The sequence below is a fragment of the Hymenobacter crusticola genome (assembly GCF_002154225.1).
GTDB classification, from domain to species: Bacteria; Bacteroidota; Bacteroidia; order Cytophagales; family Hymenobacteraceae; genus Hymenobacter; species Hymenobacter crusticola.
Genome location: NZ_MTSE01000024.1, coordinates 1 through 12,650, shown reverse-complemented (window position 1 = coordinate 12,650; position 12,650 = coordinate 1). Strand labels below are relative to the sequence as shown.

At 58.6% G+C, this 12,650-nt stretch carries 13 protein-coding genes and 1 pseudogene; 9 read left to right on the top strand and 5 right to left on the bottom strand.

Going from position 1 to position 12,650, the window contains the following annotated elements:
* Window positions 1-266: 266 nt before the first annotated feature.
* Together BXP70_RS24575 and BXP70_RS24565 are read right to left on the bottom strand one after the other, a co-directional pair.
* The gene (locus tag BXP70_RS24575) at window positions 267-812 is read right to left on the bottom strand and encodes a serine hydrolase (protein WP_262490771.1); all 546 of its coding nucleotides are present in this window, start codon (window positions 810-812) and stop codon (window positions 267-269) included.
* Window positions 813-1,103: 291 nt separating this feature from the next.
* Window positions 1,104-1,883: a serine hydrolase domain-containing protein gene (locus BXP70_RS24565; protein WP_086596776.1), complete on the bottom strand. Its 780-nt coding sequence runs from the start codon at window positions 1,881-1,883 to the stop codon at window positions 1,104-1,106.
* A 276-nt stretch (window positions 1,884-2,159) separates the two neighbouring features.
* On the opposite strand from BXP70_RS24565, the pseudogene BXP70_RS31110 reads away from it, so the two are divergent.
* The 4 genes and pseudogenes from BXP70_RS31110 to BXP70_RS24550 all read left to right on the top strand — a co-directional run bounded on the left by BXP70_RS31110 (window position 2,160) and on the right by BXP70_RS24550 (window position 4,800).
* Window positions 2,160-2,488, top strand: a pseudogene (locus BXP70_RS31110) (DNA/RNA non-specific endonuclease).
* A gap of 12 nt (window positions 2,489-2,500) precedes the next feature.
* Window positions 2,501-2,623, top strand: a complete 123-nt coding sequence (locus BXP70_RS30860) for a hypothetical protein (RefSeq protein WP_262490768.1) — start codon at window positions 2,501-2,503, stop codon at window positions 2,621-2,623.
* Window positions 2,624-2,852: 229 nt separating this feature from the next.
* On the top strand, window positions 2,853-3,959 hold the full coding sequence (locus tag BXP70_RS24555; RefSeq protein WP_086596774.1) for a glycoside hydrolase family 18 protein: 1,107 nt from the start codon (window positions 2,853-2,855) through the stop codon (window positions 3,957-3,959).
* Window positions 3,960-4,542: 583 nt separating this feature from the next.
* Window positions 4,543-4,800: a hypothetical protein gene (locus BXP70_RS24550; RefSeq protein WP_086596773.1), complete on the top strand. Its 258-nt coding sequence runs from the start codon at window positions 4,543-4,545 to the stop codon at window positions 4,798-4,800.
* A gap of 37 nt (window positions 4,801-4,837) precedes the next feature.
* Here BXP70_RS24550 and BXP70_RS24545 read toward each other — a convergent pair whose 3' ends face one another.
* Window positions 4,838-5,119, bottom strand: a complete 282-nt coding sequence (locus BXP70_RS24545) for a hypothetical protein (RefSeq protein ID WP_086596772.1) — start codon at window positions 5,117-5,119, stop codon at window positions 4,838-4,840.
* A gap of 131 nt (window positions 5,120-5,250) precedes the next feature.
* Window positions 5,251-5,607 (bottom strand): hypothetical protein, encoded by a 357-nt coding sequence (locus tag BXP70_RS24540; protein WP_086596771.1) that lies wholly within the window; start codon window positions 5,605-5,607, stop codon window positions 5,251-5,253.
* Window positions 5,608-5,936: 329 nt separating this feature from the next.
* Between BXP70_RS24540 and BXP70_RS24535 the strand changes: the two genes are divergently transcribed.
* The 5 genes from BXP70_RS24535 (at window position 5,937) to BXP70_RS24515 (ending at window position 10,560) form a co-directional block, all read left to right on the top strand.
* A complete protein-coding gene (locus tag BXP70_RS24535) occupies window positions 5,937-6,755 on the top strand; it encodes a Cof-type HAD-IIB family hydrolase (RefSeq protein WP_086596770.1) in 819 nt (272 codons plus the stop codon).
* Between the two features lie 648 nt (window positions 6,756-7,403).
* Window positions 7,404-8,417: a prolipoprotein diacylglyceryl transferase gene (gene lgt / locus BXP70_RS24530; RefSeq protein WP_245849741.1), complete on the top strand. Its 1,014-nt coding sequence runs from the start codon at window positions 7,404-7,406 to the stop codon at window positions 8,415-8,417.
* Between the two features lie 82 nt (window positions 8,418-8,499).
* A complete protein-coding gene (locus tag BXP70_RS24525) occupies window positions 8,500-9,075 on the top strand; it encodes an RNA polymerase sigma factor (protein WP_086596817.1) in 576 nt (191 codons plus the stop codon).
* Window positions 9,076-9,081: 6 nt separating this feature from the next.
* Window positions 9,082-9,327 carry a hypothetical protein gene (locus BXP70_RS24520; protein WP_086596769.1) on the top strand — a complete coding sequence of 82 codons (246 nt, stop codon included), beginning with the start codon at window positions 9,082-9,084 and terminating at the stop codon, window positions 9,325-9,327.
* A gap of 354 nt (window positions 9,328-9,681) precedes the next feature.
* Window positions 9,682-10,560 carry a carboxypeptidase-like regulatory domain-containing protein gene (locus BXP70_RS24515; RefSeq protein ID WP_179197819.1) on the top strand — a complete coding sequence of 293 codons (879 nt, stop codon included), beginning with the start codon at window positions 9,682-9,684 and terminating at the stop codon, window positions 10,558-10,560.
* 168 nt (window positions 10,561-10,728) lie between these two features.
* Here BXP70_RS24515 and BXP70_RS24510 read toward each other — a convergent pair.
* A partial coding sequence (locus BXP70_RS24510) for a PAS domain-containing sensor histidine kinase (protein ID WP_179197818.1) occupies window positions 10,729-12,650 on the bottom strand: 1,922 nt, incomplete at its 5' end.

Here is a 12,650-nt window from a genome sequence, read left to right as displayed (position 1 = left end):
CAATAGTACACGATTGTGGTCTTAAGTAAAAAGGACATAGTCCGATCTGGTGTGACATGCATATGTGTGACTTCTGGCAAGAAGTTGGAATCAGTCATTTACATAATGCTTACTTATCGGACCGCATTAGTGCTATTCTCAAACCCTATCCGAAAGTCGGTGGAGGCTTAAACCACCGTTTTCGTAAACTACTTCGGCTCCCAAAAATTATTCTTTGTTCTCGTTTTCACAGCGGATGCTTCTTCAGCCCTCACCAGGGGACGGGTTCAGGGCGTAGGCACTAGCGTCAACTCAAGCTGCTGCACTCGCGCCGGGGTTTCAGGGTTCAGGGTGAAGAAAACCTCTACCGCAGCCCGCTCGCCCAGCAACCGGAAGCGGCCGCGCAGCTGGTTCTCCGGCTCCAATGCGCCGACGCTACGGATGGGACCGGCCTGCGTCAGCAGGGCTTGGGTCGCCTTGCGCTGCGTGGCCAAGGCTTCATCGAGGAAGAAGTTTTCGGCGAACAGCGGGTTGTGGGCCGGCGTGTTGAAATCGGGCAGCAGGGCGGCCACTTCGGCTTTGCGTTGGACTAAGATGGCTGAGGGGGGCACGGCGCGCGGCCGCAGCCCGGCCAGCGTGAGCAGCGTATCCAGGGCGCTATAGTTGGCGTAATTGGGCGCGGTGTAGGTTTGGTTGACAAAGACCACCACGACGATGCCGTATTCGGGCAGCAGGAGCCAGTGTGAGCCGAAGCCAGGCCGCCCGCCGCTGTGGCTGATGAAGCGGTGCCCTGCGCAATTGTGCGAGACACTCAGGCCATAGCCGTACGAAATGCTAATTGGGCACGCCTAGCCGTTGGGTCGGCGGCAGTTGCTGATGAGGGCATCGAAGGTCCAGGACTGCTGCATTTCGCGCCGCGAGCTGCGGCGCACAGGCCCAGGGGCGGGACCGGGGCGCGGGGCGGCATCGGCCTGAAACGCCAGGTACTTGGCAAAATCTTCGACCGAGGTGAGCAGCCCGCTCAGTGCCGCGAACGACTTGCCCCGGGGCAGTAGCGGCGGGCCCGCGGCGGTGGACGCCCCGTAGTCGTGGGCCAGGCGGGCGGGGGGCACCTGCTGGTAGTCCTAGGTGGTGTGGCTCATACCCAGTGGACGCAGAATTTTTTCGCTGATGTAGGCCTGCACCGGCTGGCCTGACAGCCGCGTGACGAGGCGGCCCAGCAGCGCGTAGCCCAGGTTGCTGTACTCGAAGCCCACGCCGGGCGCGTTCGAAACGCTCAGGCTCCGGCCGACCAGCGCGCTCAACTCGGCGTTGGAGCGGCCCATCTGGCGGTCGCCCCAGGGGTTGTCTTCGGGCAGGCCCGCGCTGTGGCTTAGCAGCTGGCGAATGGTGAAGGGCGGCGTGTCGGAGGGGGAATGGGGTGCTTTTTTCAGCACGGTCAGGTAGTTTTCGGCTGGGTCGTCGAGGCGCAGGCGGCTTTCGTCGCGCAGGCGCAGCACGGCCAGAGCCACGAAGCTCTTGGTCATGCTGGCGATGCGAAACACCGACTGGGGCGTCGCGGCGGTGCGGGCGGCCACGTCGGTGTAGCCCACGGCCCCGGCGTGCACCAGCTGCCCGTCCACGATGAGGCCGTAGGCCAAGCCCGGTACGTGGCGCTGGGCCGCAAAGTCAGCGTAAATTTTGTCCAGCACCGGGAAGGCCGCCGCCGCTATTTTGGCTGCGCGGCTGCCATTGGCCGGCGTCTGAACCAGCAGCCAGCTGGCACCAAACGTTAAAATACTTTTTATAAAAAAATAGCGGTTTTTGCATACAGCAAGGTAGTGCGACGGTGGTTCAGTCGTGTTCCGTCCTGCCCCTTCTGCTGAACCCCTCGTTTCGATGAACACCTGGCTGCTGCCCAGCATCAGGTGTTAGTAGGTCATTGCAGAGTTTACGAAACTCGTCTAGATTCAAAGTTTAGGAACCGGGCAAGTGGGATGCGTTTCGTAAACGTGAACCCCAAGCTCTTTTCCGGGCTTACTCAAACAGAATTTTAGGGGCAGTGAGGAAGAGTCTATAGCGCGGTACCTATCTGCGTTCTGTCCCTTACATACTACGTTTGAGGCAGACTTAACCCTAATCTTCATTCTCGTATTTTACCTATCCAAAAAGCAACCCGTGCGAGGAAGTCCGTGATTAACATGGAGCAAACCCCGCATCTTATGTCTGACCATAATACACTGCCTGCCGGCTGGTACCGCGTGACCACAAACAGCTACACGGGTTCCGGCTTTGACCGCAGACAGAACTGCCCCTCCGCGAATCGGACGAACTCGGTGGAAGATAACTCGGCTACGTTCCTGCTGAATAACATCATGCCGCAGGCCCCAACAACCAGCGCACCTGGGTAGGACTGGAGAACTACTGGCGTATCCTTGTGGATCAGGGTAATGAACTTTACATCATCTGCGGCAGCAACGGCTTGGCTTCTACCCTGGACAATAGTCATGTGACGGTGCCGGGCCGGTGACGGCAAGTCATCGTGGTACTGCCCGTGGGCACCGATGACGTGCAACGAGTAGGCACCAGCACGCGCATCATTGCCATTGATACCTCCAACGATAACAGCGTCAAAACGGATATGTATCACCATAAACGGGATTGAGCAGGCCACCGAGTATAATCTACTCTCAGTCGTATCGACTAGCCGTACAGAAGACGGTGGAGGCGCGTGTTGATACGGGGCAGACAAACTAGCAGGAGCAGCGCTTGCTTACCCCCTAAGCAGGGCCTTGAATAGCGTACTTAGTTCGGCTCCTAACTGCTGCCTGCGGTTCCCAGTACAAATCTTCTACTTTTGGGGCACGTGAACGCCTGTAGTAGCTGTCTTTTCTATGCGAACTATTCTCTACCGGGCCCTGCGGCTACTCGCCGCCGGAAGTACAGCCTTCCTGTCGGCGGGCTATACCCCCGCCGCCCCGAAACCCCGTCTGGCCGTGATTGCCTACTATGCGGGCGACGCCACCGGCTTTCGGGCATACCCGACCCAGCAGCTTACGCATATTATTTACAGTTTTCTGCATCTGCAGGGTACGGCCTTTGCCTTTGACAATGCGAAAGATCAAGCCACGGTAGCGGCGCTGGTCACGCTCAAGCAGCAGAACCCGCAGTTGAAAGTTCTGCTATCGCTAGGCGGCTGGGGTGGGTGCGAAAGCTGCTCGCAGGTGTTCGCTACGGCGGAAGGCCGCACCGCGTTTGCCGCCTCCGTTAAAGAAGTGCTGCTGGCCACCCACACCGACGGCATCGATCTGGATTGGGAATATCCGGCCGTGGAGGGGCCGCCCGGTCACCGCTTTGTCCCTGAAGACCGGCATAACTTCACCCTTCTAATACAAGCCTTGCGTGCCACGCTGGGCGCCAGTTACGAGATTAGTTTCGCCGCCGGCGGTTTCCCCGACTACCTGCAACATGCTGTGGAATGGCAAGCGGTGATGCCGCTGGTCAATCGCGTCAATTTGATGAGCTACGACCTGGTCAACGGCTATAGCACCACGACGGGTCATCACACGCCTTTGTACTCAACTTCCAAACAAAGATTGTCGGTGGATAGCGGAGTGCGATTCCTCGATTCCGTTGGGGTAGACCCCGGTAAGATTGTCATTGGCGCGGCTTTTTACGCGCGGGTGTTCAGCGGCGTCTCACCCCAGGGCCAGGGTTTGTATCAGGCAGGCAAGTTTAAGCAGACGTTCAACTATCAAGAGTTCACAGACAGCCTATCCACGGCGCAAGGCTTCGTCACGTATTGGGACGCGGTAGCTCAGGCCCCCTATGCGTACAGTTCAAGCCGGCGGGAGTTTGCCTCCTTCGATGACGCAAAGTCCATCCGGTTGAAAACCCGCTATGCGCGGGCTAAAGGCCTAGGCGGCATTATGTTTTGGGAACTGACGGGCGATAAGCCCCGGCACGGCTTGCTGGAGCGCCTATACCGGGCTGCTCGCTAGTATACGTCGGAAAGATGGACTGCACCCACCCGCAGTAGCGCTTAAAGCGCGAAGTACTGACCTAAATTGTGGGTTGCGTTGTGCCCCCACTCACCCCTGAGTTGGAGTAGCCGCCGGCCACGCAGCCCTCATCATTAGGCGGTGATGGGCATAAAGCTGATCATGCCCATCACCGCCTAATACCTGATCCCAGCGCTTATTACCATTGTCATCGATACTAGCCAATAATTGGCGCGTCCTGGACTCTTGCTCGCTTGCGTTTTGTCGCCGTTGATGTGGGAGGAAGAAAGACCTTCTAGTAGAAAGCCTCCATCGGCTGTAGGCAGCAAGACTTGTAACTGGTCGTACGCGTCGCTGCCATACGTCCGGTCTCATAGTTTGTTCCCGCTGGCATCTACTTTCACGGCCCAGTAGTCGGGCGTCGTGCTCAGGCTTGGTTGGGACTTCTCGCCGCTGGCGAGTGAGTAGGAGTAACCGCCAATAATACAGCCCCCATCTGGCGTGGGCTGCGTGCGTGGTTAATCATTGCCTGGTAAGCAACTAATTGTATAGCAGATTATTGTGATCTTCTCTATCTTGGGGCATGCACGCGGCCCTAGGAGATACTCTTTTTGCCTTTGTGGAGCACGACCAGCTCTGGTTGAGCCCCACCTACCACAAACAAATAGGCTGGTGGCAGACACGCCTCGACCGGGGGCAATTGCGCCGATCCGGCGCGCTAGCGTATGGGCAGATCTTGGTAGAAGCTTACCTGCAAGCGCACCCTGCAGAAGCCCAACGGGTGGGACACACGCACATCTTGACAGTGCTGTTGCGGGCTCTGGATTCGCTTCGTGACTAAAAGCAGTGGGCGACCTGCTAGTTCTCCGCCCAAGCAGTCAAGCACCAAAGAGTTGCTGAAACAACGCACGCGTTTCTTGGGCAATTTCCTCTGGCAGGTGCGGGTGCAGACTCAGGCGTACCGGTGCCTTTGTACACTGGAGCACAAGGTTTTCCGTTAAGGTGGAGGGCTGGGGCTCCTGCCACTGGCTTCGCCGCGACGGCGTACTGGTAAAGTACGTGTCATACTTCAGCTCAAGCGTAGCTACGCCTTGCCAGAAAGCCGTGAGTTGGGTGGCAATCTCGGGTGAGTACGGGGGTGGGGAGAGGCGTTTACGCATAGAGAAGCAAGGAACAGAACGGGCCAGTCGCAGACCGCGCGTGCAGCGACGTAACTAGTACTTGTCTGTTTGCTAAAACGTTACAGCTCAGGTAACAATAAGATTATGGCATGGCCACTGCTATTCGTATGCTATTGCTCTCCACGCGCAAGTGGCAGCACCGACAAACTGATCGTGGCGCCGTGGCGCTCGGGGCCATAGTCTACTTGGGAGCGGTCGGCTAGCGCGTACCGTAGCGTGGCCGGGAGAGGGGCACCTTGTTGGTCTGTGACGAAGGTATGCAGCCAGTGGGGCTCGCGGGCCGTGTTGCGGTAAGAAAACGAGGCTGCGACTGGCGCGCGGTTCCCAGCGAAGAAGTAGGTGGCGAGTTCTACCTTCGAGGCGGCACTCGTACAGGTAAAGGTCACCTGCACCGGTACTTCGCCGGTGAAATCTAACGTGATTAAAACGCCTTGGCCAGGCGATAGGCGTAAAGGAGAGTCCGTCATAAGGCGTGATACGGCATTTCGAGGAGAACAAGTTGTTTCGTAAAGCTATTCTGCTGCTGGCAAGCTTGGAAGTTACGCCAACGGTTGCTAGAAGCGGAAGAAAACTGAGGCGGATCGAATCGGGATTCGCCAGAAGGCAGTGGCCTGAGTGCGGACAAGTCGGCCGCAAGACGTTCTTCACCCAGTTTCGGTTACTTCGTCGTACACCTTATGGTAATGCCTTTGTCCACTCGCACTCTTTCGCTTCATAACAGGTAGCACGAAGAAGAGACGACTATAAAAACAGAACAGAAACCGGTTGGGAAGACCTAGCCCTGCACCAGACGCTTATGCCAATAATCACTGTACCCACTGCGGCGGGGCACCGCCCGCCCATCAAGGCTGTTTTCTTTGATCTAGATGGCACCTTGGTCAGCTTCCAGACCCACGCCGTCCCGCACTCGGCCGAGCAGGCAATCAAGCGCCTACAAGAACAAGGCATCAAGGTGCTGGCAGCCACCGGGCGTTCGCTCGATGCCCTTGGGCCGGTGCGCTACCTGAACTTCGACGGTTTTATCACCTACAATGGGGGCTGTTGCGTGACGGCAGACGGCCACGTACTCCAACGCCACGCCCTGGACCCCGAGGATGTGCAGCGGCTACTGGCCTATACGGCGCACCAGCCGTTTCCCTACGTCTTGATGTATGAGGACCGCGTGGCCGTCAACCAAACGACCCCGGAGATGGAGGCCATGTATACGCGCCTGAACTTGCCCGTGCCACCCGTCGTGGCGCGGGAGAAAACCGATATTACCCAGGTGCTGCAAGCCAACGTCTTCCTCGGGCCGGAAGCAGAGCTAGCGTTCATGCAGCAGGTGATGCCGCACTCGGTGGCCACGCGCTGGACGCCGCTCTTTGCTGACGTCAATCCGCAGGGCATCAGCAAACGGGTCGGGGTCGACGTGTTCTGCCAGCACTTCGGCCTTGAGGTGTCGGAAACCATGTCGTTTGGCGACGGGGGCAACGATGTGACCATGTTGCAGTACACGGGCCTGAGCGTGGCCATGGGCAATGCCGCCCAGCCCGTGCAGGACAGCGCCGATTATGTCACGGCCGAGGCCGATCAGGATGGGATTGCGCAAGCACTCCGGCACTTTGGCCTTCTGTAGAGAACACACGAGCGGGACTGTCTTCCGGTTATTGCTCCTCTACCCAGAGTCCTAGGGTGACGAATACGAAGACTCCGGTGTTTGCTGCTAGTCCAATCTGGGGGCGTGCAACCAAGTGCCACTCCCCTAGGTTGGCTTCTTTTAGGAGCAATAATACTTTTCTGAACAAGCACATACGGCCCTATGGTTTACGACTGGCCGTATGTGTTCGACACTCGCAAGTTCTCGGATCAGTTCTGCGCGGCTACGCCGTACGCTGAAGGCATCCGGTAAGCACTTGTATAGAACTGCTATTCTGGCGGGGAAATAGGCTAGCTAGGTAGTTGCCGTTCAAAGCTGGTGTGGAACTGGGTTAAGAGTTCACCCAACGCTAATTGGCGGGATGAATAGGGTCTGGCAGGAGGCGGCGCCTTGAGCTTCTAGCTCAAGGTAGGGAGGTTTCCATGCTGTGGCCGATTAGCCCCGCTAGGTGCCATATTCAGGCTGCCAAAATGGGGGAGGGTGGCAGCCTACAGGGAAGGATAGCACGCGGGAAAATAAAAGGTGAAGGCCACCGCAAGTTTTGGCTGCGGCTGGGACCTAAGCAGTAGCAGCGCCTTTGCTGGTCCAACTTCGCCTGTCTGGCGCAGCCTTTTCCTCTTCCTGTCCATGACTTCCTTCCTTGCCTACTTAGTTTGGGACCTAGATCCCATCCTAGCCCATCTTGGTCCGTTAACACTGCGCTGGTACGGGCTGCTATTCATGGCGGGCTTTGTGGTGAGCACCCCCGTGTTTCAGCACATTTTTCGGAGCGAGAACGTGTCGCCGCGCTGGGTGGATGTCTTGACCATCTACATGCTGGTGGGCACCGTGGTGGGCGCGCGCCTAGGGCACATCTTCTTTTATGAGCCCGACATATTGCTGAAAGACCCGCTGGAAGTCGTTAAAATCTGGCACGGTGGGCTAGCGTCGCACGGGGCTACCCTGAGCATTCCACTGGCCTGCTGGCTGTTTGCTCGTCATCACCAGTTCGATCCCCTCTGGGTGCTCGACCGCATCGTGATTGTAGTCGGTATCGGTGGGGCGCTTATTCGCCTAGGTAATTTTATGAACTCCGAGATTGGTGGCTACCCCACCACCGCGCCGTGGGCCGTGGTGTTTCCGCGCGATACCGAGCACCTGCTGCCCGCCACTCGGCCACTGCCCGCCGGGGCCGTGCAGGTGGCCCGCCCCGTGCGCCTGCCAACTGGCGAAGTAAGCCACCAAGTATTGCCCGCCGATGCGCCTATCCTACTTGGCTCGCTGATGGCCGTGCCGCGCCATCCCACGCAACTCTACGAGGCCCTGTATTGCGTGCTGCTGGTGTCGCTCCTCTACTATCTTTGGAATCGCACTAAAGAACGCACCCCGCGCGGGCTACTGCTCGGTCTGTTTCTGGTGCTGCTGTTCACGCAGCGCTTGCTAGGCGAATTCCTGAAGGAAGCCCAAGTAGCGTTCGAAAAAGACAACTTGCTCAACCAGGGCCAGTTACTCAGCTTGCCGCCGATCTTGGTGGGCTTGTGGTTGCTGTGGCGCGCCGGCAAGTGGAAGAACAACCCGTACGGCTACGCCCCACGCGACCTAGACGAGCCCTTGCCAACGGAGCGGGTAGCTGCTTCTTTACCAGCTGCAAGCAATGAGTAGCTAGCCCTATTGCCGATCTTTACGTGCCAGATTTGGCGTCGTGTCACCCTTGCTGATCTATGGCCTTTCAGTCACTTTAGTTGTGAGTAGTTCTCCCTCCGATGCCGAACTTGTGGCCCAACTCCAGGCGGGCGAGGTGGCGGCCTTTCGCCTGCTGGTCGAGCGCTACCAGGGCCCCGTGTACCGCACGGCCCTGAGCTTGCTGCGCTCCCCCGAGGAAGCCGAAGACGTGGCCCAGGAGGTGTTTGTGGAAGTCTACCAGACGATAGCCCGGTTTCGGGGCGAGGCTGCGCTCCGCACCTGGCTCTACCGCCTAGCTACCTCGCGAGCCCTAAAGCAGCGGCGGAAGGCCCGCGCCAAAAAACGTTTTGCGTTCCTAACCACCCTGCTAGGAGCTAACCACGAGGTGTTGCACGAGCGACCCGACCATCGGCACCCGCTGGCGCTACTGGAAGACCAGCAGGGCCAGCAGCAGCTCGTCGAAGCCATTGCGCGCCTGCCCGACAGCCAGCAGGTGGCCTTTACCCTGCGCCACGAGCAGGAATTGAGCTACGAAGAAATCGCCGCCGTGCTGGATACTAGCCGGTCCGCCGTGGAGTCGCTGTTGTTTCGCGCTCGGCAGAGCCTGCGCAAATTTCTCCATCCCCATCTCGCCTAATTCGCCATGCCCAACCCGTTCAACCTGCCCGAAGACGACGAAGCCTGGACCACGCTGCTACGCTCGCTGCAACCGCCAACCCCTGCGGAACCTCGGCCTTTTTTCTATGCCCGGCTACAGGCTCGCTTGGCCGCTCAACCACCTCAGCCCACCATGCTGCCCCCGTGGCTGCGGCGCATGGCCTACGCCTTTTCCGTAGGCGCGTTGGTGCTGGCGCTGAACGCCGACACGGCCCTGAATTATATGCGTTAGCACTAGCTAGCAGGGGCTATACATTGCTGCTAGGCCGGGTCACGAGAGGATCGGTAGCAATCTTAAGAGGGGAAGGCTAGCTCATTCGATAAAACGCTCTTGTTAAACCTGAAAGGCACTTTTCGGGGCGGCCTAGTTCCTGCCTCATAACTCGGTTTTCCGGCAACGCGATACTGGCGCCCTCTTGTAACGCTTGTTAGGCCTAGTAGTAAAGCCGGCTCCATTTGCTGTTGCAGGCTGCTTCTCCTGGCCTCTTTTCGCGAAGACTTGCCTTGCCTTGACGCGATGATTGTGCCACTGGTGTATCTTCCCACCCGTTGTTCACCGGCCGCCGTAGGTCTGCTCTTGCTTTGTATGTCGAATCGCTTCCTATTCTATTTTGGTGGACTCTTATTGCCCCTAACCCCAGTTATTACCCACGCGCAACAAATCAAGGGCACCGTGGTCAGTAGTGTCACCCAACAGCCTATTCCCTTTGTCAATGTCGGCTTGCCCAAGCGCGGCATCGGCACCGTTAGCAACGAACAAGGCCAGTATCACCTTGCTTATGATCCCGCCTACGCGACGGATAGCGTACGCCTTTCTAGCGTCGGCTACGAAGCACGACTGCTCCCCTTCGCCGCCTTGCTCACCGGGGCAGACGTGCGCCTAACACCGCAGACAGTCTCCTTAGCCGCGGTCAGCGTTGTTGCTGCCTCGGTGTACGCCCGCACCCACACATTAGGGTTAGAAAAACCGGCTCCCAAGCTGGACTTTCATTTGGCTAGTAAGGAGCTAGGTACCGAGATTGGTACGCTTCTTCACGTAGACCGATCGCCCACACTCGTGCAAAGCATTCACATCGTGGTGGTCAAAAATGAAACACAGCCTCTCACGTTGCGCGTGAACGTTTATCGACTAGACGCCAACGGGCAGCCCACGGCCGAAAAGCTGCTGCCACGCGACGTGTTGCTGACGACGGGACCCCAAGCGGGCGTGCTGACGGCCGACCTCTCCGGTGATCATCTGGTTTTGACCGAAGATTGTCTCTTAGCAGTCGAATTGGTCAAGCAGAACGGGCCCATCGCCCCCGACCTCTCCAAGCTAGGTTTTGGCGGCGCCCTGGGGTACGGCGGGCAGTGCTATTTCCGGATTGCCAGCCAAGGTCCTTGGGTAAAACCGACGATGAAGAGCAATGTGCCTTTGTTAGGCAAGAAGTTACAAGTGGCTTTTTATGCAACCGTAAAAGATTAGCGTGCAAAGAGGACTACCGCTCTGCCACTCGTGGCTTCACCTACGCGGAGCCGCATGAAAGCTAGGGTACCTGCCCCGCCAGACGTAGACGGTTGCCTCTGCCTGCGAAGCGAGGATCACCTTTTGGGCAGCCGGCAACCGGTTTGACGCAACAAGGCCGGCGGCTACTTAGAGAGGAAAGGTAACGGTGAAAGTGGTGCCCACGTTTGGCTGGCTTTCCACGGTGATGGTACCGCCTACATTCTCGACCAGGCGCTTGCTAATGTAGAGGCCTACCCCCGTGCCCTCGACGTGGGTATGCAGGCGCTGAAACAGGCCGAAGAGCTGGCTTTGCTGTGCCTCACTCATACCTAGGCCATTGTCCTGCACGATGAACACTACAGCCGCGGGCCCTGGCTCAGCCCGTACCTGCACCACAGAGGGACGGTTCGGGGAGCGGTACTTGATGGCATTACTGAGCAGGTTATAGACTACCGAGCGCAGGTTGGCCGGGGAGAAGGACACGACTAAGTCAGGGGCAATGTCCACCGTGAACTGGGTGCCCGCGGCTAGGAGTAGGGGAGTGATATCGAGGGCGACATCTGCCACTACCTGCGCCAACACAACCGGTTCTAGGGGGCCGGTATGCGCCAGTTGCAGCCGGGTAATATCGGTGAGCTGGGCAATGGTAAACTGAAATCGCGTCACGGTTTGCCCTAGCATAGCGAGTAAACTCGCCACCAACTCATCCTGCTGCACGGCGGCCGGGAGCGTGTCTTGCAGCGCTAGTAAAATGCTTTCGATGTTAGTGATGGGCGCTTTTAGGTCGTGCGAAGCCGTGTAAATGAACGTATCCAAGTCCACGTTTGTGCGCCTCAGCTGGTTGTTGCTGTGGTGTAACTCCTCGTTCAATTGCTGGAGCTGCTGTCGGGTGCGCACATGCTCGGTCACGTCATAGGCAAAGTTGAGCAGCCCGTCGACTTGGCCGTGCGCGTCGCGCAAGGGGTGAAGCAGGATGTTGTAGTAGCGCTGCTCGGGGTGGCCCGTGTCCGTCACGTCGACCCACGTTTCTTGCTCTAGTTCCAGATAGGCTTCCCCGGTTTGGTAGACCCGGTCCAGCTTTTCAACCACGCCTTGCCCTTGCAACTCGGGCAAGGCCTGCCGGATAGCTAAGCCCCGTAACGCACGGGAGCGAAATAGTTGTTGGTAGCGCGGGTTGACCAGGTCGTAGACGTGCTCGGGGCCCCGGTTTGTGGCTACGCTGGCCGGCAACTGCATAAGCACTTGGTAAAGTTGCTGGCGTTGGTGCTCGGCCTCGGCCTGGGCAGTCTGGGCCACCTGTGTGCGTAGCTGCACGCGGGTTTCCAGCTCCTGGTTGAGTTGTTGCAGCTGCTGTTGGATCCTACTCAGGGCAGTGTTGGCCGCTAGGTACTCCTCGTTGCTGGCATGCAATTCTGCATTGAGGGCCGCGAGTTCCCCGTTAAGTGCCTGCACCTGTTGACGCGCGCGCACCTGGTCGGTTACTTCAATCGCCGAGGACATCACGCCTGTGATATAACCTAGCTCATCGTAGGCAGGCTGGTAGCTGATGTTGAAGTAACCCTGGTAGGGCTGGTGGGCCTGCTCGATGTGGACGAGCAACTCCTGGAAATAGTACGGCTTCCCGGTTTGCAACACGCCCGCAAACACGGCTTCAAAGCCTTGGCCCGCGAGGTCAGGCAGCGCCTCGAAGTGCGGGCGCCCTATAATCTGGTCGAGGGGGCGGCCCCAAATCTGCCCCATGCGGGCATTGGCCCACTCCACCACGAACGCGGGGCTGCGCAAGCGAGCGAGGGCGATAGGCGCTTGCTCGAAAACCCGCTGCCACTCGGTGCGCCGCGCCTCGGCCTCGACGCGGGCGGCTTGCTCGCGCGCTTGGCTTCTGCGCAAAGCCTCCGCTGCCACAGATTGTTGCTCGGCCGTATCGGAGAAACTCACCAGCAGCAGCTCGCCGCTGCGCTGGGCCGAGAGCAGAAAGAAGTTGTCGAGCCCGTCGAAGGAGTAGTTTACTTCATACTGCCCCGGCCGGCCCGAAAGGAAGGTATCGCGATAGAAAGCAAAGATGCCCGTAT

Bases quoted from the DNA above. Each gene is read 5' to 3' on its own strand.
- BXP70_RS24515 (WP_179197819.1), top strand. From the start codon at position 9,682: ATGTCGAATCGCTTCCTATTCTATTTTGGTGGACTCTTATTGCCCCTA.
- BXP70_RS24535 (WP_086596770.1), top strand. From the start codon at position 5,937: ATGCCAATAATCACTGTACCCACTGCGGCGGGGCACCGCCCGCCCATC.
- BXP70_RS24555 (WP_086596774.1), top strand. From the start codon at position 2,853: ATGCGAACTATTCTCTACCGGGCCCTGCGGCTACTCGCCGCCGGAAGT.
- lgt (WP_245849741.1), top strand. From the start codon at position 7,404: ATGACTTCCTTCCTTGCCTACTTAGTTTGGGACCTAGATCCCATCCTA.
- BXP70_RS24550 (WP_086596773.1), top strand. From the start codon at position 4,543: ATGCACGCGGCCCTAGGAGATACTCTTTTTGCCTTTGTGGAGCACGAC.
- BXP70_RS24520 (WP_086596769.1), top strand. From the start codon at position 9,082: ATGCCCAACCCGTTCAACCTGCCCGAAGACGACGAAGCCTGGACCACG.
- BXP70_RS24545 (WP_086596772.1), bottom strand. From the start codon at position 5,119: ATGCGTAAACGCCTCTCCCCACCCCCGTACTCACCCGAGATTGCCACC.
- BXP70_RS24565 (WP_086596776.1), bottom strand. From the start codon at position 1,883: ATGCTGGGCAGCAGCCAGGTGTTCATCGAAACGAGGGGTTCAGCAGAA.
- BXP70_RS24540 (WP_086596771.1), bottom strand. From the start codon at position 5,607: ATGACGGACTCTCCTTTACGCCTATCGCCTGGCCAAGGCGTTTTAATC.